The sequence below is a fragment of the Streptomyces sp. NBC_01241 genome (genome assembly GCF_041435435.1).
Taxonomy (GTDB): Bacteria; Actinomycetota; Actinomycetes; order Streptomycetales; family Streptomycetaceae; genus Streptomyces.
Genome location: NZ_CP108494.1, coordinates 4,728,372 through 4,752,539, shown reverse-complemented (window position 1 = coordinate 4,752,539; position 24,168 = coordinate 4,728,372). Strand labels below are relative to the sequence as shown.

Annotated in this window: 1 protein-coding gene; it reads right to left on the bottom strand. The window is 69.4% G+C overall.

The features are described from left to right. Positions 1-24: 24 nt before the first annotated feature. The gene (locus OG306_RS21180) at positions 25-24,168 is read right to left on the bottom strand and encodes an EndoU domain-containing protein (RefSeq protein WP_371665559.1); all 24,144 of its coding nucleotides are present in this window, start codon (positions 24,166-24,168) and stop codon (positions 25-27) included.

The following is a 24,168-nucleotide window of genomic DNA, read 5'->3' as shown; positions in this document are numbered from 1 at the left end:
GGTCATACGCGTCGGTCGTGTGTGTCAGTCGTCCGTGCCGGACAGCGTGGCGAAGATCTGTGAGGACAGTGTCGCGGGTGGGCCTTCCTCCCGGAACACGCCCCCCTTGTACTGCCTGTCCAGCTGCGTCAGCTGGTGCTGGACGAACTGCTTGTAGAGGGCCAGTTCCTCCGCCAGTTTTTGGGGTAGTGGCCCCGACCGCTTGGCGAGTTCCACCGTAAGGAACAGATCGGCCTGGAATTTCCCATTCTTGCGCGGGTCGAAGTCCGCGGGCACCTGGTCGGTGCCGTCCTTCGTCTCCTTACGCCAGTGCTCCGCCAACTCCCGCAGGCGCTGATCCGTGAAGACGTCGAGGCCCAGGTGCTGCGCCTCCTTGGACCAGTGCATGAAGGAGCGGAATCTCTGCTCCGTGCGGGTGGGTTCGCTGCCCAGCAGTTCGTTGGCGAGGGTGTCGAATCGTGTGTGGTCGCGGGCGAGGCGGATGTCCTCCTGTTTTTCGCGCTCGCTGTTCCGGTAGTTCTGCCCCACGGTCTCGGGTGAAAGGGGTTGCTGCCAGAAGGACTTGTCCTCACCCAGCTTGTTGACGTCCTCCGGGCGCACCTGAAGGGCGTCCGCCAAGCGTTGCAGGTAGCTCGGGTGTACGCCCAGCGCGTAGGCCTGGTCCTCCGTCTTGTGCGGGATGGGCGGCAGTGGATGGGTGCGCGAGTCATTGAGCAGCTTCCGGGCCCCGGCCAGGTCCATGCTGACCACGTCGGACATCAGGCCACGCTTGGTGTGCAGATACGACGAGAAGTGCCACCACTCGGAGAGCGGCGACCCGAGTTCCGACATCCGCCGGACGAGCGCGCCCGTGTCCCCGGCCTCCAGCCGGGCGGCCAGCTGGTCGAGTGCGTCAAGGGCCGGGCGGAGCGGGGCCGAGCCCTGCAGGACGACCTCGATGCTGGTGAGATCGGAGGGGCCCAGTCCGAGGGCGTCGGCCGCCGCGGCCGTGCGGCCGGTGCCGGTGCCGGTGCCCGTGTTCTCGTTCCCGCCCGTATGCGTGTTCGCGTTCGCGTTCGTGAGCGGGACGGGCGGCTCCTGGTTTCGGTGCTGCGCCAACAACTCCCTTACGCCCGGCTCGTCGAGCAGCTCGGCCCGGGTGCGGCGCACCGAAGTCGTCACGTCCGACTTCCAGACCGGGTCCTGCTCGTGGTGCGGCTGCCCCTGCGGGCCCTGCCAGTCGGCCAGTGTCTGCGGTACCGGCGGCAGTTGCTCGGCCATGCCGAGCAGGAGGTTTTTCAGACTCGACTGGTCGGTGGGGTCGACCGTCATCAGGTCTGTCAGGGTGCTCGTGTCCGAGTTGTCCATCATGATTTGGAACAGTTCTGAGCGGCGCGTGAGCTTCATCGCCGGGGTGTCCACCGGCGACAGTTCCACGTCGAAGGTGACCCCGCTCAGTTCGCGGCGTTGGAGCGGGTCAGGACAACTGAATTCGGCGGCCAGCTGCTCACGTACCCCCGGCAGCTGCTGGTCGACCAGCCGGCTGCGCTGCTCCGGGACCAGTTCCGGATGCGGCAGGACCCGGGTGACGCGCATCCCCAGGGTGCCGTCCTTGTGGATCACCCGCTGGATACTGAACAGCGCCGTCGTGCCATCCGGTTTGGGCGCGCCGTATTCCATGGAAGCGGTGACCGCGAGTATCTCGGGTGAGCTGTGCCGGAGCGGTGGCTGGTACGAGGAGGGCCGGACCCACAGCTGCTCGCCGTCGCGGACGTGTCCGTGCATCCGTACGCCGTCGTGCACGCCCTCCCACAGATAGCCGCCCTCCGGGACCTCCACCCATGAACCGGAGCCGCGCGCGTTGCGGTGGGCCACGACAATCGCGTTCCGGAGATAGGACGTCGACCAGCGGTCGGGGAAGAGCAGTTGGCCGGTGCCCGTCGTGCCGTCGGCGCCGACCACGGTCCCGCTCTCCCGGTCGCCGAGCTGCCATTCGGGAGGGGGCGGGGTGCCCTTGGCGGCAGCCTGTGCCGTCCGCCCCCGCAGGTTCGGGTCCCTGAACCAGACCGTGGCCCACTGGGTGCCGTTCGGGTGCGCGGTCCACAGCGGGTTGATCAGGACGCCCTGGCCGTCCTGCGCGCGGGCCCCTGCCGTCCCGGGCAGCGCGTAGTGGACGCCGGTCCTGTCGTGGGTGGAGCCGTACGTCACGAAGCGCAGCGCGACGTCCCCGATCGCGGGTTCGTCGGTGGGCTCGCGGGGTGGTGGCGGTTCGAGGTGGGTGGGCGGCTGCAGGCCGCTCTGGTCGGGGTGCGGGGCGAAGTCGGTGAGGGTGCCGGTGGTGTCGGCGGTGCCCTTGATGCGTACGCCCTGGTAGACACCGTCGAAGGTCTGGCGGCCCGAGCGTTTTCTGTCCGCCGTCAGACTGCCGGTCCTGACGTGGTCGAGGTAGACCTGGCGGGTGGCGTGCAGGACTTCTTCGGGGCTCCAGTGGTCCGGGAACATCGTCTGGTCCGTGCCGTCGGGGCGTTTGCCCGCCTGGTACGTGCCGTTGGGGTTGCGCGGCCCGGTGGGTTCGGGGCGGAAGCGTCCGGACGGGCCGCGCGGGGCGAGGAGGCCGTTGGCGCCGGTGCGGGTGTTGCCGCGCAGCACCTGTTCCCGTACGTCGAGCGGGATGTGCACCCTGGCCTTGTCGTGCGGGCCCGCGCCCACGCCGGGGGCGTGCGACCAGGCGGTGTCGACGGCCGTGGAGAGCAGCAGCAGATCCCGCGGCACGATCCGCAGCGTCGGCGAGAGCCGCCCGGAGGAGGCCATGTGGTCCATGTCGAACTGGATGAGTCCCGATTCGTCGATGCCGTATCCGGACATCAGCGAGTGGTCGTCGTGCACCGGCCGGGGCGGACGGCCCTCCTTGGCCTCGCGGTACTGGTCCTGGAAGCCGAGGAGGTGGCCGGTCTCGTGCGCGATGACGTACGACTTGTCCTTCGCGTTCTTTCCGCCCTCCGAGACGTACCAGGTGCCGCTGTTGTCGCGGCCCGTGCCGTCCAGGTCCGGGTGCAGCCGCACCTTGCGGTGCGCCTGTGCGGGATCGTCGACGAACTCCATCTTCACCCGCAGCAGATCACCGTTCGACAGCCGGTGGTTCGGGGCGTTGTAGTACGTGTCGATGCCGCGCTTCGCCATCTCCTTGGCGTTCGCGACGTGGTTCGGGGTGGCGCCCGGCTGCACGTCCAGATAGACGCGGACCGTGATGTCGGAGCGCACACTGCCGTCGCTGAGCTCGGTGCGCTCGACGGCGAAGGCGCGCTCCCAGACGGACGCGGCGGCCCCGCCCCTTGCCCTGCTCCGGGCACTGGGCGGGAGAATCTCGGCCTTGCCCAGCGGCTTGACGTCGATGACCGGCTTGGGAAGGGGAGCCGGGGGAAGTTCGACGACGGCGTACTTGGCGGCGGGCGTGAGCGTGGGTGTGAGGGTGGGAACCGGGGGCTCCTGCGGGCCGGTCTGCTGCGTGTGGAGCGGGGTGCTCGGCGAGGAGTTCGGCTCGATGAGGGGCGGCTCCGTCGTCCCGTCGACGTGCGAGTTGCTCTGCGGGGGGACGTTGGGCGGGGACTGGTGGAGCAGGCGCGGGCTCGGGGTCATCACGATGTCCCCGTCCGGGTCCACCGGGGCGTCCTCGCCCATCACGATGTCCTCGTCGGCGACCGGGTGCGTCGGTGCGGCCGGTTGCGCGGGAGGCGTCGGTGCGCCCGGAGTGGCGGGAGGCGTCTGTGCGCCCGGAGTGGCCGGGGTCATGGGGTTCTGCGACCACAGCTGGGCGAGCCGCAGCCGCAGGTCGGCGCGGTGCCTCGTGACGTAGGGGTGCAGCTGGTTCAGGGTGGCGCGCGCCCTGTCGAGCGCCGTCCGGTCTCTGGCCCGGCCCGCTTCGACGGCCGCGAACTTGGCCAGGTTCCGCCGGTGCTCCAGCTCGTCCAGATGCCTCCGGTAGAGGGCGGGGTCGAAGCCGGGCGGCGGCTGTGGCCCGGTGTCCCGGTACGGCGCCCAGTTGCCGACCAGGAAGTCCAACTCGATTGCGCTGAAGGGCCGCAGACCCTCGTGGGCCACCCCGGTCCAGTACAGGAAGCGGTGGTAGTCGAGGTCGCTCTCGCCCATGTCGTGTCGTTCCGGGCCGAGGACGTCGTCGGCGACCTCGTCGAACCGGTCCCGGTCGATCGCGGCGCGGAGGTTCTCGATCTCCGTGCGGTGCCCGACCAGATACTCCAGCGCCAGCTCTTCGGGGGGAACGGGGCGCTGCCAGAAGTCGGCGTCCACAGTGAGCCGGGTGACGTCCGAAGGGCTGGGCAGCCGGACGGCCCTGGCGATCCGGGTGAGGGCGAGCGGATGCACGCCCAGCTCGTGTGCGGTGGTTCTGGTGGACTCGTCGGTGTGGGTCACATCGCTGAGCCGCCACTCGTCGATCCGCCGCTGGACCTCCGGGGTGTACGGGCCGAGCACGTGCAGCATGCTCTCGCCCCGGCCGGTCAGGTAGCTCGACAGATCCCACCAGTCGGCTGCGGGAACCTGGAGTTCCGACATCCGCCGGACGAACCTGCCCACCTGCGGTCCCGAGCCGACCCGCTTCGCCAGCGTCTCCAGGGCGTGCAGTGCTTCGCTCGGAGTGGCGGCATGGTGCAGTACGGGCAGGGCGCTGTGCAGTTGCGCGGGGGTCAGGCCCAAGGCCCGTGAAACAGCGTCCAGATGGACCGGATTGACGTGGGTGACCGAGCCGATCGGACTGACGGGTGTGACGGGCGGGACGGGTGTGATCGGATCGTTCGGGTGCGTGCCCGGGGCCTGGGTGTGTCCGGCCGGGGCCGTCGGCTGCGGCAGCCTGACGATCTCGGCGCCGAGGACGAGCAGCGAGGTGCTGTCGATGCGGGTGGTGAGCTGCATGCCCGGTTCGGGCGTGGTGACGAGGGTGAGGGTGCCCGGCTGGTGGAGGTCGGGGGTGCGTGGTGCGCTGCTGCGGGCTGCCCGCAGTGCGGCGAGTCGCAGTCGGTCCGGGGTCCAGCCGTCCGGGAGCTGGTCGTCCGGGGTGTGGGTGTAGTCGGGCGCGAATTCGTCCTCGGTAAGGGCCGCCAGCGCCGCTTCGGTCGATTCCTTGGTGACGTGCGGGGCGTGGTCCTGGGACCGGCGGGCGGCCAGCAGTTCCAGCACACCCGGCTCGTCGAAGAGCCCGGCGTGCGTGTTGCGGCGCAGCGCGGCTTCGACGTCCGACGTGAGCAGCGGGTTCGGCGTTCCGCCCTGCTCGTGCGGGGCGTCCCAGGAGTCGGTGGACTGCGGTACCGGGCGCCGGTGTTCGAGGACCTGGCGTACGAGGTCCTGGCGGCCCGCGTCCGGGTCCACGTCGAAGCCCAGCAGCTGGGCCGCCGCGTCCTCGGCGCTCTGCGTGGACAGCGCTCCGATGTCCGCGCCGTCCTCCCGCTGGCCGGGCCGCTTCGTCGGGCGCAGCTCCACGGTGAACCGGGTCTTGGGCAGCCGGCCGTTCTCGTTGGCCTCTTCCGGGGAGTTGTAGGTGTCGTCGATGTGATCCTGTACGTCGGACAGCTTCTCGCGCAGTTCGGCGAGGGCCAGCGGGTCCATGCCCCGCGGGTAATGGACGATCCGGGTGAGGTTCAGCCCGCGGTCGCCGTTGGCGAACACGACGTGCGATACCCGGAAGTCGGCGAGCCCGCCGGACGCCCTGGCGTAGGTCACCGGGGTCTCGGAGGTGGTCGCCGCGATGTCCTCGGCGTGCCACTCCGGGTGCGGCTGGAAGCGGGTCGGACGGAACCAGCGGTGCTCGCCGTCCTTCACGACCCCCTGCATCCGGACGCCGCCGGCCGAGCCCTCCCACAGGTAGCCGCCGTCGGGCAGCACTTCGAAGAGGCCGTTGGCCAGGGCGTTGTTGTGTGCGTCCCGTACGGCCTCGCGCAGATCACCGGCGGTCCACACCTCCGGGAACAGCGTCCGCGGATGGCTGCCGAGACCGTCATGAGTGATCACCTCGGGCGAGTCGCCCTGGCCGATCTTCAGGATCGCCCTTCCCGGTCCCGTCGGCGGGTTCCGGAACCACACTTCGGCCCGGCGCACGCCGTTGAAATCGGGGTCCGACAGCTTGTCGAAGCGGATGCCGCGGTCCGTCTGGGCCAGCTCGCGCCGGTCCTTGCTGTGGGCGTACTGCACCCCGGTGAGCGTGGAGGGGTCGCCGCGCAGCACGAACCGCATCGACGTCTCGCTGAACGCGGGTTCGTCGGACAGCTCGCGGGGCGGCGGCGGTTCGAGGTGGGTGGGCGGCTGCAGGCCGCTCTGGTCGGGGTGGGGGGCGAAGTCGAGGATGGTGCCGGTGGTGTCGGCGGTGCACTTGATGCGTACGCCCTGGTAGACACCGTCGAAGGTCTGGCGGCCCGAGCGCCTTCTGTCCGTCGTCAGGCTGCCGGTCCTGACGTGGTCGAGGTAGACCTGGCGGGTGGCGTGAAGGACCTCGTCGGGGCTCCAGTGGTCCGGGAACATCGTCTGGACGGTGCCGTCGGGGCGCTTGCCCGCCCGGTAGGTGCCGTTCGGGTTCAGCGGTCCGGTGGCTTCGGGGCGGAAGCGCCCGGAGGGGCCGCGCGGGGCGAGCAGACCGTTGGAGCCGGTGCGGGCATTGCCGCGCAGGACCCGTTCCCGTACGTCGAGCGGGATGTGCACCCTGACGTTGTCGTGCGGGCCCGCCCCTGCGCCCGGAGTACGCGACCAGGCGGCGTCGACCGCCGTGGAGAGCAGCAGGAGATCCCGCGGCGCGACGCGCAGCGTCGGAGAGATCTGCTGGGAGGGGCCCATGTAGTCCATGTCGAACTGCACGCGTCCCGCGTCGTCGATGCCGTAACCGGACATCAGCGAATGGTCGTCGTACACCGGCCGGAACGGCTCGCCCGGCTCGGCCTCGCGGTAGTGGTCCTGGAAGCCGAGGAGGTGGCCGGTCTCGTGCGCGATGACGTACGACTTGTCCTCACCGTCCTCACCGTCGTCCGAGACGTACCAGGTGGCGCTGTCGTCGCGGCCCGTGCCGTCCGGGTCCGGGTGCAACCGCACCCGTCGGTGCGCCTGTGCGGGATTGTCGACGAACTCCAGCCTGACCCGCAGCAGATCACCGTTCGGGAGACGGTGGTTCGGGACGTTGAAGTACTTGTCGACGCCGCGCTGCGCCATCTCCTTGGCGTTCGCGACGTGGTTCTCGTTGGCGCCGGGCTGGGGGTTCAGATGGATGCGGACCGTGATGTCGGAGCGCACACTGCCGTCGCTGAGTTCGGTGCGCTCGACGGCGAACGCGCGCTCCCAGACGGACGCGGCGGCCCCGCCCAGCCTCTGCGTCAGGCGGCTGGGCCGCCGGATCTCGGCTGTGCCCAGCGAACGGACGTCGGTGACCGGCCTGGGGCGCGGGGCCGGGGGGAGCGGGGCGACGGAGTAGTCGACGGCGGGGGTGAGCGTGGGCGTGGGGACATCGGTGACGGGGTGGTCGGCGGCGGGCATGAGCGTGGGCGTGGGTGCCGGGACCCTGTGCGGGCTGGCGTGCGGCGTGTGGAGAGGGACGTTCGGCGAGGCGTGCTGCTGAGTGGAGGACGACTGGGCGGGGTTCGGGGCCGTGGGCAGTGTCACGGGCGGGCCGTCGTCCTGATGCACGTCCCCCTCGTGCCACAAGTCCAGCAGCGTCAACTGGGCCTTGATGTCCGCGTCGCGCCTGGCCAGGGCCTTCTCCAGTTTTTGGGGTAGCGGTCCCGACCGATGGGCGAGTGCCACCATATGGAGCAGCTCGGCCTGGGGCTTCCCCGCCTTGCGCGGATCGAAGTCCGCGGGCACCGGGTCGGTGCCGTCATTCGTTTCCAGACGCCAGTGCCCCACCAACTCTCGCAGTCGCTGATCCGGGAGGACGTCCAGGCCCAGGTGCGCGACCGTGGACCAGTGCATGAAGGAGCGGAACTCCTCCTCGGTGCGGGTGGATCGGCTGCCCAGCAGCTCGTCGGCGGCGTCGTCGAAGCGTCTGTGGTCACGGGCGAGGCGGGCGTCTTCCCGCTTTTCGCGCTCGCTGTCGAGTTCGGCTCGGAGCTTCTGTCCCAGGGTCTCGGGTGACAGGGGTTGCTGCCAGAAAGGCTTGCGCTTGCCCAGGAGGGCGACGTCTTCCGGGCCTACTTTGAGGGCGTCGGCCAACCGCGTGAGATAGCGCGGATGCACGCCCAGCGCGTGCGCCTGGGCCGACGTCTCGGCCGAGACGTTCGGCACTGGATGGGCGCGTGAGTCGTCGAGCACCGGCTGGACCCATGTCCGGTCCAGGGCGACCATGTCGGACATCGAGCCCATCTTGGTGTGCAGATACGAGGAGAAGTCCCACCACTCGGAGAGCGGCACATTGAGTTCTGTCATCCGCTTCACGAAGGGGCCTGTGGGCCCGGCATCCAGTCGGGCCGCCAGCTGGTTGAGTGCGTCGAGGGCCGGGCGGATGAGGGCGGAGCCCTTCAGGGCGCTCTCGATGCTGGTGAGGTCGGAGGGTTGCAGTCCGAGGGCGCCGGCCACCGCGGCCATGCGGTCGGTGTGTGTGCCTGCACCCGCGCCCGCGCCGACGGTGTGTGTGTCTGCGCTCGTGTCGGTGGTGTTGGTGTCTGTGTTCGTGAGCGGGCTGGGCGGTTCCTGGCCTCGGTGCTGCGCCAACAACGCCTTGACTCCGGGCTCGTCGAGCAGTCCGGCCAGGGTGTTGCGGCGGACCGAAGTCGTCACGTCCGACTTCCAGGCCGGGTCCTGCTCGTGGTGCGGCTGCCCCTGCGGGCCCTGCCAGCCGGCCGGTAGCTCCGACACCGGCGGCAGCCGGTCGGCGGCCTTGCGCAGGAAGGTGTTCACGGCCTCCTGGTCGTTGAGGTCGAGCACCATCAGGTCCTGCACCATGTTCGGATTGAAGAAGTCCGTCGCGATGTTCGACAGCTCCGGGCTGTACTCGGTCATCGCCGGGTCGTCCGTCGGCGAAAGCTCCACGTCAAAGGTGATAAGGCTCAGTTCGCGGTGTGCGCGTGGGTCGGGCCGGTTGAGTTCGGCGCCTACTTGCAGCTTTACCTCGCGCAGCGGCCCGGCCAGTTCGTTACTCTGCTCCGGGGACAACGCCGGATGCGACAGCACCCGGGTGATGCGCATCCCCAAGGAGCCGTCCAGGTGGATTACCCGCTGGACACGGAACGGTGCCGGTGTGGTGCCCGGTCTGGGCATCTCGAAATCTACCGGGGCGGTGACCGCGAACACCTTGGACGAGTGGTCCGGGGATGGTGGTTGGTCCGTCGAGGGCCGGGCCCACAGGTGTTCGCCGTCGCGGACGTGGCCGTGCATGCGTACGCCGTCGTGCACGCCCTCCCAGAGGTAGCCGCCCTCCGGGACCTCCACCCATGAACCGTTGCCGCGCGCGTTGCGGTGGGCCTCGACGATCGAGTCCAAGAGCTGGTGCGTCGACCAGTCGGAGGGGAAGAGCAGATGGGGGGTGGCCACCTCGCCGTCGACGCCGACCATGGCGTCGCTCTCCCGGTCACCGCGATGCAATGCGGGCGGCGGCGGGGCGCCGTTGGCGAGGGCCCGTACCGTCTGCTCCCGCAGGTTCGGGTCCTTGAACCAGACGGTGGCCCACTGGGTGCCGTTCGGGTGCGCGGGCCACAGCGGTTCGATGAAGACGCCGTGCTGGTTCTGCGCGAGGGCCCCGTTCGGGCCGGGCAGCGTGTAGTGGACGCCGGTTCTGTCAGCGGTGGAGCCGTAGGTCAGGAAGCGCGTGGCGACGTCCCCGAACGCGGGTTCGTCGGACAGCTTGCGGGGTGCCGGCGGTTTGAGGTGGGTGGGGGGCAGCAGCCCGCTCTGGTCGGGGTGGGGGGCGAAGTCGATGATGGTGCCGGCGGTGCCGGCGGTGCCCTTGATGCGGACGCCTTGGTAGACGCCGTCGAAGGTCAGGCGGTTCGAGCGTTTGCGGTCGGTGGTCAGGCTGTTGGTCCTGACGTGTTCGAGGTAGACCTGGCGGGTGGCGTGCAGGACTTCTTCGGGGCTCCAGTGGTCGGGGAACATCGTCTGGTCGCTGCCGTCGGGGCGTTTGCCCGCCCGGTAGGTGCCGTTGGGGTTGCGTGGTGTGGTGGGCTCAGGGCGTACGCGTCCCGAGGGACCGCGTGGGGCGAGGAGGCCGGTGGCGCCGGTGGTGGCGTTGCCGCGCAGGACTCGGTCCCGTACTTCGAGCGGGATGTGTGCCCTGGCCTTGTCGAGCGGTCCCGCGCCCACGCCGGGGGCGTGCGACCAGGCGGTGTCGACCGCGGTGGAGAGCAGCAGCAGGTCCCGCGGCACGATCCGCAGCGTCGGCGAGAGGGGGTGGGCGGGGTAGATCCCGTGGTCCATGCTGAACTGGATGAGTCCCGCGTCGTCGGTGCCGTATCCGGACATCAGCGAGTGGTCGTCGTGCACCGGCCGGAGCGGACGGCCTGTCCTGGCCTCGCGGTACTGGTCCTGGAAGCCGAGGAGATGGCCGGTCTCGTGCGCGATGACGTGTGACTTGTCGGCTGAGCCCGCCCCGCCCTCCGAGACGTACCAGGTGGCGCTGTTGTCGCGGCCCGTGCCGTCCAGGTCCGGATGCAGTGCCACCTTGCGGTGTGCCTGCGCGGGGTTGCCGACGAACTCCAGCTCCACGTGCAGGAGATCACCGTTGGGGAGACGGTGTTTGGGGTCGTTGTAGTAGGTGTCGATGCCGCGCTTCGCCATGGCCTTGGCGTTCGCGACGTGTTTCTCATTGGTACCGGGCTGGCGGTCCAGGTGGATACGGACCGTGATGTCGGAGCGCACACTACCGTCGCTCAGCTTGGTGCGTTCGACGGCGAACCCGCGCTCCCAGACGGACGCGGCGGCCCCGCCCTTCACCATGGTCCGCATACTGGGCCGCTCGATCTCGGCCGTGCCCAGCGAAATTTCGGGGCGGGGGACCGAGGCGGAGGGGCGTGGGGGGATCTCGACGACGGAGTAGTCGACGCCGGGTGTCGGGGCGTGGACGGGTGCAGTGGTCCCGTGCGGGGTGGGGAGATGCGGGGACGAGTGGGGCCGGTGCGGGCTCGGGGTCATCACGATGTCCCCGTCCGGGTCCACCGGGGCGTCCTCGCCCATCACGATGTCCTCGTCGAAGACCGTGTGCGTCGGCGTGGCCTGGTGGGAGGAAGGGGTCTGCGCGCCCGGAGTGGCGGGGGTCATGGGGTTCTCGGACCACAGCTGGGCGAGCCGCTGCTGCACCTGGGCGCGGTGGTCCGTGACGTAGGGATCCAGCTGAGCCAGGCGTTCCTGCGCGCTGCTGAGCGCCACCGGGTCCTGGGCCCGGTTCGCCCTGATGACCGCGAACTCGGCCATGTTGCGCTGGTGTTCCACCTCGTACAGCTCGCTCCGGTGGTCAGCGAGATCGAAGTTGGGCGGTGGCGGCACGATGTCCCTGACCGCCGACCAGTTGCCGATCAGGAAGTCCAGCTCGGCTGCGGTGAAGTGCCGCAGACCTTCGAGGGACATCCTGCTCCAGTGCAGGAAGCCGTGGTAGTCGAGGTCGGGATCGCCGGTCTCGTTACGGTCCTCGCCGAGGAGGTCGTCGGTGATCTCGTCGAACCGCTCCCGGTCGATCTCGGCGCGGAGCTCCTCGATCTCCGTGCGGTGCCCGGCCACATACTCCAGCGCCAGTTCCTCGGGGGTGGCGGGGCGCTGCCAGAAGTCGGCGTCCATGTTCAGCCGGGTGATGTCCGAAGGGGAGTACAGCCGAAGGGCGTCGGCGAGCCGGGTGAGGGCGAGCGGATGCACGCCCAGCTCGTGTGCGGTGGCGTCGGTGACTGCGTCGGTGTCCACCACCTCGGTGCGCTGCCACTCGTCGATGCGCTGCTGGCTCTGCTGCAGATCCGGGCCCAGCAGGCTGCGCATGCTGTCGCCCTGGCTGTGCTGGAAGGTCGACAGGTCCCACCAGTCGTCGGCGGAGACCCCGAGTTCCGACATCCGCCGGACGAACTCGCCCAGCTGCGGTCCCGCGTCGAGCCGCGTCGCCAGCGTCTGCAGGGTGTGCAGCGCCTCGCTCGGCGTGGCGGACTGGTGGAGTACGGGTAGGACGCTGCGCAGATATGTGGGGTGCAGGCCCAACGCCCCTGATATGGCGGCCAGATGGACCGGGTTGACCGGGGTGACGTTGCTGTTCAGGTCGACCGGGGCGTGGTTGCCCGGCTGGGGGGCCGGGGCCTGCGGATGCCCGGCCGGGGCTGCCGGCTGCGGCACCCTGACGATCTCGGCGCCGAGGACGAGCAGCGAGGTGCTGCTGACGCGGGTGGTGAGCTGTACGCCCGGTTCGGGCGTGGTGACGATGGTGAGGGTGCCCGGCTGGTGGAGGTCGGGGGTGCGTGGTGCGCTGCTGCGGGCTGCCCGCAGTGCGGCCAGTCGCAGCCGGTCCGGGGTCCAGCCGTCCGGGAGCTGGTCGTCCGGGGTCCGGGTGTAGCCGGGCGCGAATTCGTCCTCGGTGAGGGCGGCGAGCGCTGCCTCGGTCGATTCCTTGGTGACGTGCGGGGCGTGGTCCTGGGAGCGGCGGGCGGCCAGCAGTTCCAGTACACCGGGTTCGTCGAAGAGCCCGGCGTGCGTGTTGCGGCGCAGTGCGGCTTCGACGTCCGCCGTGAGCAGCGGGTTCGGTGTCCCGCCCTGCTGCTGGTTCGGGGGATTCCAGGAGTGGGTGGACTGGGGCGTCGGGCGCCGGTGTTCGAGGACCTGGCGTACGAGGTCCTGGCGGCCCGCGTCCGGGTCCACGTCGAAGCCCAGCAACCGGGCCGCGGCGTCTTCGGAGCTGTGCAGGGACAGCGTTCCGATGTCGGCGCCGTCCTCCGACGGGTTGTTCCTGCTCGTCGGCCGGAGCTCCACGGTGAACCGGGTCTTGGGGAGCCGGCCGTTCTCCTTGCTCTCTTCGCCGGTGTTGTAGGTGTCGTCGATGTGATCCTGTACGTCGGACAGCTTCTCGCGCAGTTCGGCGAGGGCCCCCGGGTCCATGCCCCTCGAATACCGGACGACCCGGGTGAGGTTCAGCCCGCGGTCGCCGTTGGTGAACACCACGTGCGACGCACGGAATTCGGCAAGCCCGCCGGACGCCCTGGTGAACGTCATCGGGGTCTCGGAGGTGGTCGCCGCGATGTCGTGCGCGTCCCACTCCGGGTGCGGCTGGAAGCGGGTCGGACGGAACCAGCGGTGTGTGCCGTCCTTCACGACGCCCTGCATCCGGACGCCGCCCGCCGAGCCCTCCCACAGGTAGCCGCCGTCGGGCAGCACCTCGAAGAGGCCATTGGCCAGGGCGTTGTTGTGTGCGTCCCGTACGGCCTCGCGCAGATCACCGGGGGCCCACTCCTCGGGGAACAGCATCCGCGGATTGGTGCCCCAGCCGTCCTGGCCGACCCCGTCGGGCGAGTCGCCGTCGCCGACCTTCAGAGTCTTCGGCCCGGGTCCCGTCGGCGGGTTCCGGAACCACACCTCGGCCCGGCGCACGCCGTTGAAATCGGGGTCCGACAGCTTCTCGAAGATGATTCCGCGGTCCGTCTGGGCCAGCTCGCGCCGGTCCTCGCTGTGCGCGTACTGCACCCCGGTCAGCGTCGGGACGTCGCCGCGCAGCATGAAGCGCATGGAGGCGTCGCTGAACGCGGGTTCGTCGGTGAGCTCGCGGGGCGGTGGCGGTTCGAGGTGGGTGGGCGGCAGGAGACCGGTCTGGTCGGGGTGGGGGGCGAAGTCGAGGATGGTGCCGGTGGTGTCGGCGGTGCCCTTGATGCGTACGCCCTGGTAGACACCGTCGAAGTTCTGGCGTCCGGAGCGTTCGCTGTCGGGGATCAGGGTGTTCTTGCGGACGTGGTCGAGGTAGACCTGGCGGGTGGCGTGGAGGACCTCGTCGGGGCTCCAGTGGTCCGGGAACATCGTCTGGTCCGTGCCGTCGGGGCGCTTGCCCGCCCGGTAGGTGCCATTGGGGTTGACCGGTCCGGTGGCTTCGGGGCGGAAGCGCCCGGACGGGCCGCGCGGGGCGAGCAGGCCGTCGGCGCCGGTGCGGGCATTGCCGCGCAGCACCCGTTCCCGTACGTCGAGCGGGATGTGCGCCCTGGCCTTGTCGTGCGGGGCCGCGCCCGCGCCTGGAGTGTGTGACCAGGCGGCGTCGACGGCCGTGGAGAGCAGCAGCAGATCCCGCGGCGTGATCCGCAGTGACGGCGAGAGGGTGTGGTCGGACGTCATGTGGTCCATGTCGAACTGCACGAGTCCCGCGTCGTCGATGCCGTATCCGGACATCAGCGAGTGGTCGTCGTACACCGGCCGGAACGGATTGTCCTGCTTGGCCTCGCGGTACTGGTCCTGGAAGCCGAGGAGGTGGCCGGTCTCGTGCGCGATGACGTACGACTTGTCGATCGAGCCCGCCCCGCCCTCCGAGACGTACCAGGTGGCGCTGTTGTCGCGGCCCGTGCCGTCCGGGTCCGGGTGCAGCTTCACCTTTCGGTGCGCGTCTGCGGGATCGAAGACGAACTCCAGCTTCAGCTGGAGCAGATCACCGTTCGGGAGACGGTGCTTCGGGTCGTTGTAGTACTTGTCGATGCCGCGCTTCGCCATCTCCTTGGCGTTCGCGACGTGGTTCGCGGTGGCGCCCTGCTGGAGGTCCAGATGGATGCGCACCGTGACGTCGGAGCGCACACTGCCGTCGCTGAGCAGGGTGCGCTCCACGGCGAACCCGCGCTCCCAGACGGACGCGGCGGCTCCGCCTTCGTCCATGGTCCGGTCACTGGGCGGCAGGATCTCGGCCGTGCCCAGCGAACTGACGTCGGCGACCGGTTGGGGGGCCGTGGCCGAGCGGTGCGGGGGGATTTCGACGACGGAGTAGTCGGCGGTGAGCGTGGGCGTGGCGGCAGGCTTGTGCAGGGGAACGGGTGCCGGGGCCTCCAGCGGGCCGGTGTGCCGCGTGTGGAGCGGGGCGTTCGGCGAGGCGCTCGGGACACGGAACGATTCGGTCCGCGGACGGGCGGTCGGCTCCGTCGTCCCGTCGAAGTGCGAGCCGTTCTGCTGAAGGTGTACGGAGAGCGGTGCACCACCCCCGGGCGGGGGCCGGAACCGGTCCGACCCGCCGGGGTTACCGCCGGACGGCGGGGTGTGCACGGTGAGGTCCACCCCGAAGGTATCGGCCAGCAGCGGCAGGAAGCTCTGGGACCAGGGGGAGTCCCCGCTGTGTTCCCACGCGGCGACGGCCGTCTTCACCTCCTTGAACATGAGGTTCACGGCCCGGTGCATGGAGCGTCGGTTGCCCTGGGTGAACTGCGGGACGAGGTGGGGCATCCGGATGGCGAGCCCGCGGGCGCCCAGCTCCACCACATGGGCGTGCACGGCCTCCTTCATGCCGAGCACCAGCGTGTGCAGGTCCTGGTGGTGCTCGACGTCGGACGCGGCCGAGGCGGTGGCCCGCAGCTCGTCCGGGGAGTCGACCAGGGAACGCAGTCTCTGGCCAAGGTGAGGGAGCTTCGGCCCGACCGCCGAGGGGGCGCTGACCAGCAGCGAAGTGAGCTGCGAGTAGCCGTCGTCCGGCACCTTGAGTACCGGGCGGGCCGTGCCCGGCACGGGCTCGACGTCGGACCCGTCGTCCGAGACCGAGTCGTGGTCGGACAGCGAGTCGTGGTCCGAGACCGAGTTGTGCTCGGATTCCTCGTCGGAGGGCGTTTCCTGCGGAGGCTTCAGGTTCCCGGTCTGATCGACGTGCCGGTAGTGGCCGTCCTTCAGCAGCAGCTCGACGCCATCGGCACCCTCGTGGCCCGTCGCCTCGCTCCCGTCGGGCATGAACGTATGGCGCCTGCCGTCCACCAGCACCGTCACCGGCACCCCGAACAGCTGGGCGGCCAGCGGCGGGTACAGGTCACCTGCGCTGTCCTTGGCCGCGGACTTCTCGTTGGGCGGCCGTTGAGTCTGCGACGCGGCGAGCGCGGTCCGCTGCTCCGGGGTCAGTACCGCACGGTGGTTCACGGTGGGGGCGCCCGCCGAGTGCGGAATCCACTTGCCCTCCGTGTACTCCTTGCCCTGCGGCGTCGTCGTGTCCAGCAGGTTCGCCAGCCCGGCCGTGCTGACCTCGTCGCGCTCGAACGTGTCGGTGAGGTCCGGGTGGATGTAGTCCGCCAGGGGGTTGTCCCCGCCGTCGCGGAGGGTCTGCCCGAACAGCGCACGCAGGTCGTTCGCCACACCGGTGAGGTCACGGTTCTCCGGGACGGTGATGCCCTGCTGCGCCAGCAGGTCCGGATCGATCCGGACCAGGTGCTCGGCGAGGGAGTGGAAGAAGCCGTTGCCGTCGTGGAAGACCGGGCCGACCGGGTGGACCTTGCCGGAGGAAACGTCCTCCACGCCGAGGAGTTCACCCTGGTCGTCGGTGAACTCCGTGTACGTGGCAGCGGGGGGTTCGGGCTTCTCCACGCCGTGGGCGTGCTCCACGGTGGGGTCGTACGCCACCGCCTTGGGCGCCTCGGTGCTCGTGCGTTCGTTCTCCGGGAGCCGGTGCCAGTCGTTGAGGGCATCGGCGGCCGACCGCAGGGCGTGGTAGTGCTCGCCCGCGAGCTTCAGCTTCTGCTCCAGCGCCTCCAGCTTCGGCCCGGCCGTCTGCCGTGCCGCGTCCAGTGCGGACTGCGCCGCGTCCAGTGCCTGCTGCGCCGCCTGTTGGGCCTCAGGGGTGGTCGCCACGTCCAGCCGGTGCTGCGCGTCCTTCACCACGAACGCCAGGTCGGTCAGGGGGCGGTACGCGCTCCAGTACGCGTCGTGGTTCGCCTTCCACGTCTTCCACCCCTTGGTCACGTCGTCCCACTGCCCGGACAGCTTCTCGGGGAAGTTCGTGTCGGTGATGAGCCCCAGGTCGCGGGCCACGTCCTCGCGGATCCAGGCGAGTACCTCGGTGTCCGCCGTACCGGCCTGGACGCCCGGCGGGTCGTAGCCCTCCCAGTTCAGCCCGCGCGTTACCACCTGGCCGACCGAGCTGTCCTTGAAGTGGCGGTGCACCCCGGCGACGGCCAGCCACTTCGTGGGTACGGAGAAGAGGAAGGCCCGCCCGGTGTCCGGCTTCATATTGATCTTGGCGGCGGTCGCCTCGTTGAACTTGTACTCCTCCGACGAGTTGACGCCCGGCGCGATGACCGGGGTGATCCGGTACGTCGTCTTGTGCGAGTCGGCCCCGATGGCGTCACCGCCCAGCCCGCGGTTCTTGCTGTCGGAGTCGCCCTCACCGACGTCGTGACTCTCACTGGTGCCGGTGGCGTACTCCATCCGTACGTCGGCCGTCGCCAGCAGCTTGGCCCCCGACAGGTCGAAGGACGGGTGGAGTTGGAGGGATCCGGTGGAGCCGCCGATGAGGGCGTCGTCGACCAGGCCGAGCGGCTGGTAGCCGTTCTCGCCGAGCGCCGAACCGTCGATGAGCGAACCGGTCAGGGACAGCTCGTTGGTGCCGGACGTCAGGGTGTCGCCGCCGCCCTTGCCGGGCGCCAGCAGCTTGGCGTTCGCGGCCTTGGCACGGGCCTGGACCAACTGATCACCGGTGAGCACCCCGTGGGTCTCCGGCCCCTTGCCCGCGTGACCGCCGTTGAGGTGCGGGGTCTGGGCCTTCGCCAGGGTGATGTGGGCCAGCGCCTCGACATTCTCCGAGCCGAGCACCCGCGTGAAGTGCACCCCGTTGCCGGGGACCAGTGCTTCGGGGCGTTTGGCGCCGGTCACATGGTCGGTGACGAGCCGACCGACGTTCTCCGGAGTCACGTTCCTCGACGGCAACACGTCCACGGAGAGGGGCGGCACCGTGTACACATCGCCCGCGCGCTCCCCGCCCGGCCTGAGCAGGGCCAGCGGCTCCTGGCTGTCCGCACTGCCCGCTTCCCAGGTGTGGGTCAGTACGGTGTTGCCCTTGTTGTCCACGATCGTGACCACGACGTCGTACGAGGTGGAGACGGTGGCGACAGGGCCGGGGAGCACCGTGGTCTGCGACACCGTGTCCGACTGCGAGGTGCTCTCGGAGGCGCTCTTACCCTGCGAGTCACCGGCGTTCAGCAGTGGACCGCCCGTCGAACCGTTCGGCCCGGTGATGCGTTCGGTGATGTTCGCGGAGACACCCTTGGAGCGGTTGACGCCCCGGGACGCGCTGTTGCTGGTGGCGACGGAGTGGCCGTTCTCCACATCGCCGAAGCCGAAGTCCTTGACCGTCCGGGTGCCGGGGACCTGCTGCACCGTGACCCGGTAGTTCTTGCCCCCGAAGGGGAGGCTGTCGCTGAAACCGCGCCAGGGGGCGCGGCCCCGGTACTGCTGCGGGATGCCGGCTTCGACCAGGGCCTGCCCGTGCCGTTCGGACAGCAGGGTCCTGATGGACTCCAGGCTGTTGCGGGTGAACCGCAGATTGCGCAGCGTCTGGTTGAACTGCGCCCGCCCCGCATCGGTCCCGTTCGGCGCCGACACCGGGAAGACCCCGAGCGGGCTCTGCTTGAACCATGAGGGGTGCGACCAGGTGCCCGCTCCCGTGGCGAGGCTGGGCACCGTGTCGACACCGGTCCGGAACAGACCCAGCGCGTGCGCCGCCTGCTCGGAGACCAGCCCGCGCCAGGCGTTCGCCTTGTTCACCAGCTGCCCGGTCCATGCGGGCAGCGCCGAGCGGAACGGGGTGAGGACACCGAGCTTGTCGCTGCTCATCTCGAAGCGGTACTCCGCGTCCGTGGTGACCGGGACCCAATAGCCGTTCTCCGGGACCACATTGACGGACCGTCCGGTGGTCCGGCCGGCGCCCTTCGAGGTCATGGTGGAGCGCTGGAACGGGGTGTAGCCCACGCCGTACCGCGTCGTGGTGGGCGGATTCGTCTGCTGCGCCGGGAAGTGCCCCGCGTTCAGGTCGATCGACAGCACCCAGCCCTTGCCGTCTCCCCCCGAGATCGCCAGGTCCAGACTCCGGTTCTGCTCCGGCTTGAGATCGACGGGGCCGCCCACGGCGGTCGGCTCCCCACGCCGTCCGACGAGGCGGATGTCGCCCGTCGCGCCGTACAGGAAACCGGGGGCGCGTACATCGTTGAGCTGCTTGCCCGTCGGGGAGAACACCTGGTCGGCGTCGGAGGTCAGCGACATCGAGCTGAACGCGTTCTTCATCCGCTCGTGCTGGCTGGTCCCCGGAGTGGTCAGCGTCCACTCGCCGCGGGTGGCCCGGTTCGCGACCAGCGGGCCCGCCGACTGGATGTGCGTGTCCGTCGGCACGAAGAGGGTCATCACCGGGATGTTCTTGAGCGAGTCACCGCGCTGCCACTCCGACGGCGCCCACAGATCCTCGGTCTCGTCCGGCCGCAGCTCCCGGGAGGTGGTCTCCCGGTCGGTCGCGTACGGGTTGAACGCACCCTCCGCGTGCGGGTCGACCTTGGGCGCGTGCTGCTCCGACAGGTGGAGCATCACACTGAAGTCCCCGAGTGTGGCGCCGTGGCCGCCCACGGTGGCCGGCCCGTGGATCGTGCGGTTGGCCCGGCCGAGGGTGACGGCCCGGTACGGCGAGTGCCACTGGTCCACGCCCACCAGCGTGGCCCTCAACGTGCCGGTCGCCCGGTAGGAGTGCACCCCCGCCGGAGTGGCCGTCACGTCCTCGCGGCCGGCCGTCCCCATGCTGCCGGTGCTCCGGGTGTGCTGGCGGTTCGCGCCGCCCTTGGCTCCCAGCACACCGATGTGCTCCGGCGTGCCGTTCGGGAGCGTCGCCCCGGAGCGCAACTCCAGGGTGGCGGCCACCTGGGCCCCGTAGGTGTGTGTGGTGCTGTGCGAATTGCCCACGCGTTCACCGGCGTTGATGGCCTGACGGGTCATCTCGTCACGGTCGGTGCCGTGGTAGACCGGCGGGTCGAGATCGACCTTCAGGTTCAGGTCGAAGAAGCGCTGCTTGGTGAGCGAGCGGCCGAACAGCTTGACCGACAGCCCGTCGTGGGCCAGTTCGTTGAGCGTGGCCGCGAGGTTCCGCTCGTCGAACTTGGCCATGATGATGCGGGTGTTCTGCCCGGCCCGACTCCGCTCACCGCTGATGTACTGGGTGAACTTGTTCCACTGCCCGCGCAGGTTGGCCCGGTCCGTACCCGGGCGGGGGGCGACCAGCACCGAGTCGCCGTGCGTCCGGCCGATCCAGTCCAGCACCTGGTCGACGAGTACGTGCGGGGACGCCGGATCGTCGGAGTGGCGGTTGCCGATGACGAGGTCGGTGGCCCTGGTGTGCGTCAGGTCGTAGTCGCCGTTGCGCCAGCTCGCGGGCAGCGGCGGCTCGCTGCCCTCGGGACGGGTATGGATGTCGGGGTCCCAGCCCGCCCGCTCGCGCGCCTCGCGTACGGGCAGCCGTACGAGGCTCCAGGTGTCGAGGGTGTGCGAAACGCCGTCGATGGTGACGGGGACCTTCATCTCCTGGAGGTAGAGGGCCGTCGGGCTGCCCTTCACCCGGCCGGTGATCTTGCGCCCCACGTTCCCGCCCTGGAGCGAGACCTCGCTGGAGTCGTGGCTGTAGTGCAGGGTGAGCCCGAGCTGCATGAAGAGGTTCGGAGCGTGCTCGGTCGGGATGGCGAACCGCGAGCCGCCGAAGAAGGTCACCACGTAACGCCGGTTGTCCTGGACCAGGACCTCGTTCTTCACGGTGATCTGATCCGTGATGCGCAGCTCGGCGTCGTCCACGACCTCGATCAGATGGTGCTGGCCGGACTCCGCCTTGCCCACCTCGAAGCGGCCTGCGGACGTGCCGTTGCTCTTGCGCACGTCGAACGGTGGCAGCGGACCGCGGGCCAGCTCGTCGGCCATGCCGTGGAAGTGCTCCGTGGAGAAGTAGTCGCTGAGCTGCTGGTGTTCGCGCGTGCCCGGCTTGGCGTCGATCCTCTGGACGGCCCACTCGAAGAGCGACTTGACCGGCCCGAAGCCCTCGGTGCTCGGTGAGCCGAGGTGCGCGTCGGGCTGCGGGGTGAAGTGCTTCGGGACGCGCAGCTCCGTCGCCTTCGGCACGGCGGAACCCTTGGAGACCCGGGTCGTCATCCCGTTCTTGACGCCGGTACCGAAGGATTCCACGCCCTCCCTGTGGAACTCGACCCGGTAGTACACGTCCTGCCGGAAGAACTCACTGCCACCCGTCGTACGCGTCTCCCGCTGGTACGAACGCTGGTCATGGGTGCCCACGACATGCTTCTGGTTGTGGGCGGCGTTCGCGCCGACCTCCACCACCACACGGGTCGTCGACGGCAGTGCCCCCGTGTTGAGCTTGACCTGAAGGTTGGTGCCCCGGGAGGTGCCGGTGTTCGTGCCGGTCTGCTGCTGGAACTGCTGGGACGTGTCCAGCTTGTGCGGGTCGCGGGCCTCGGAGTCCGGATGGTGGGTCCACACGTCGGCGTACGGAATGGCCGTGACGGTCATCACGGTCCGCTTCGCCTTGGTGAGGCTCGCCTTGAGGGAGTTGGGGACGCTGTGCTTGGCCACGAAGCGGCGGCCCTCGCCGAGGAACGAGCTCGGGTTCCGGGCCAGCGCGTCATCGATCTGCTTGGCCAGGGCGGCGTCGGCGCGCTCGCGGCCGAGCCTGGTGTTGAGCATCGTGTGGAGCTTGCTGCCGATGCTCACGTCCCCGCGCGGCTGAAGCAGCTTGGTGCTGCTGTGGCCTGCGGCGGAGCCGGTGGGGAGCGGATTCGTCGAGGGACGGGGAGTTTCGGGGTTGGGCCTGACGTACTGGCTCACGTCGTGCTGCCAGAGGGGAGGACGGGGGGAGCCCTCGGCGGTGTCTCTGGGGTTGTTCTCGGGGGGCGTCAGGGTGTCGTCGTACTCGGGGTCGCCGCCCGGGTTCTCTTCGTTGGTCTGCTGGTTGGTCTGTTCGGTGATCTGGTTGTTGGCCTGGTCGTTGGCCTGGCTGTTGTTCTGCTGGTCGGTGTTCTGGTTGGGCTGCTGGTTGTTCTGCTGATCGGTGTGGTGGCCGGACTGCTGCTGTTGTTGTTGCTGTTGTTGTGCGGAGTTCTGGTCGGACTGGTCGTTCCGCAGCTGATCCGTGTCGAGTCCCGAGTTGTCCCGGTGCTCGGTGGAGACGACGTTGTCGTGGGGCAACTGCTTCGGCGGGGGCGGTGTCTCCGAAACCGTCGCGTTGGCATCAACCGTCTCGTTGACCGTCTCCGTGACGTTGTTCGCCGTCGGCTTCGGGGCCGTGACCGACTCGTTGTTCGGCGTGAGCGACGCGTCGAAGTCGGTGGAAGTGGAAGTGGTCTCTGTCGCAGTCGGGCGACGCAGGGGCTTCAGCTCGATGTTGTTGCTGCTGCCCTCGCCATTGTTCGGCAGAAGGGGGGACTGGTTCGGACGGCGGGGCGAGGAAGCTGCATGGGGGGTGTTGGGCGACGACGCGTGCGTGGACGACAGGTTCGGCGAGGTGGTCGATGCCGTGTTGGGTGGGGGCACGGAAGTGTTCGGTGCGACCTGCGGGACGGGAGCGACCGGTGCCACCGGGTTCTCGGACTGGTTCTGCGAGTTCGAAAAGTCCGAAGTGTTCGTGTGCTGAACGTCGTTCGTGTGGTTGCCCGTAGGGACCGTCGAGTCCGAGGAGGTCGTCGCCACCGGCTTCACCGGCGTCACCTGGTCGTGGGACGTGTGGACGGTGCTGGTGTCGCTGTACAGCGAATCCGTGTCGCTGTCGCTCATGTTGAAGTAATCGGGATCATCTTCCACATCGAGATGATCGAGGTGTTCGTCGAGGTCCCCGGCTACGTTCTTGTCCAGGCCCTTGGGCAGGTCCAGGTCGAAGTTCTTGTCCAGGCCCTTGTCGAACCCGCCGCCGAGCCCCGAGGTGTCGAAGTGGTGGGACATGGCATGCACGACGGGATGGACGAGATAGACGTGTCCGCCGTGACTCAGTCCGCCGGTCAGCATGCCCGCGACGAAGGTGTCCCACGACGTGGAGAAGCCGTCCTGGTAGATCAGGTTGTAGAAACCCTCACCGAGGTTCTGGCCTATGGACTCCACGAGCAGCCCACTGCCGACCATGCCCAGCCGGAAGCGCTTGTTGCCCTGGAAACCCATGTGCATCAGGGTCTGGGGCATGTCGTGGGCGAGCACCTTCAGCGCGTTCTTGTCGAGCGTGCTGCCCAGTTCCTTGGTGAGTTCCTTGCTGAGTGCTTCCGCCGCGCCCTTGGTCGGGCCCGACCAGTGCTCGGTGACGGTCTTGGCCCAGGTCTTGCCGATCTGACGGGACTCCTCCTTCGTCAGCCCGTTGATGGGGGACTTGGCGAACTCCTTGCCCATGTTCTTGATGAAGTTGTCGGCCGTGGCCTTGGCGCCCTCCTTCCCACCGAGCTTGGTGAAGCCCTTGGTGAGGCTGAGGTCGTGATCGCTCAGCAGCTTGGCCACGTTCTTGGCCAGGTCACTGGCTCCGCCCTTGCCCCCGACCTTCTCCAGGGTCTTGAAGAGCGTCTTCAGCTCCGTGGTGAGGAGCTTCGACAGACCCTTGCCGAGCTTGTTGCCCAGCCACTTGCCGATCCCCGGGGCGAGCAGGCTGAGCGGCCCGGTGACCAGGCCCTGGATCGCGCCGAACTTGATCGCGTCCAGCAGCAGCTTGTTGTCGAACTTGTCCCGGTTGCCCTGGCCTATCTGGACCATCTGGATGATGCGGTCCATCGCGATACCCATGCCGACCCCGAGGGCGACGTGCTGGGCGATCCTCTTGAGCAGCTCCTTGATCAGCATCTTGAGGAACACCCGGGTGAAGAGCGTGCGCCAGCTCAGCCCCTCCAGCAGTGCCTCACCGAAGCCGGGCACCCACGAGAACGCCATGGCGTACATGAACTCGGCCAGCAGCTCGATGAGCTGGGCGAGCATCATCCATTTCGTGTACTCGGCCTGGGTCGCGGTGTCCCGGGCGGTCTTCGCCATTTGCTGGGACTGCTCCGCCGCCGCATCGAGGAACGAGTCCTTGCCGCCCGCGATGACCTGGCCCAGATTGAGGAACGCGGTGGCCGCGTCGCCCTCGAAGTTCTGCTGGATGCTCTGGAGCAGCTGTACGAGCTGGTCGTCGAGCTGCTTGTAGTCGTTGCCCACGGAGTCGTAGAGATCCGCTGCGTTGCGGAGCTCGTCCTCGTTGGCCTGTGGCCACTTCATGCCCGTGAGGGCATGCATGATCCACTCGATCGCGGGGGAGGGCGTCAGCAT

What these genes read in the sequence shown, in the direction of transcription:
- OG306_RS21180 (WP_371665559.1), bottom strand. Translation starts at nt 24,168, where the DNA reads ATGCTGACGCCCTCCCCCGCGATCGAGTGGATCATGCATGCCCTCACG.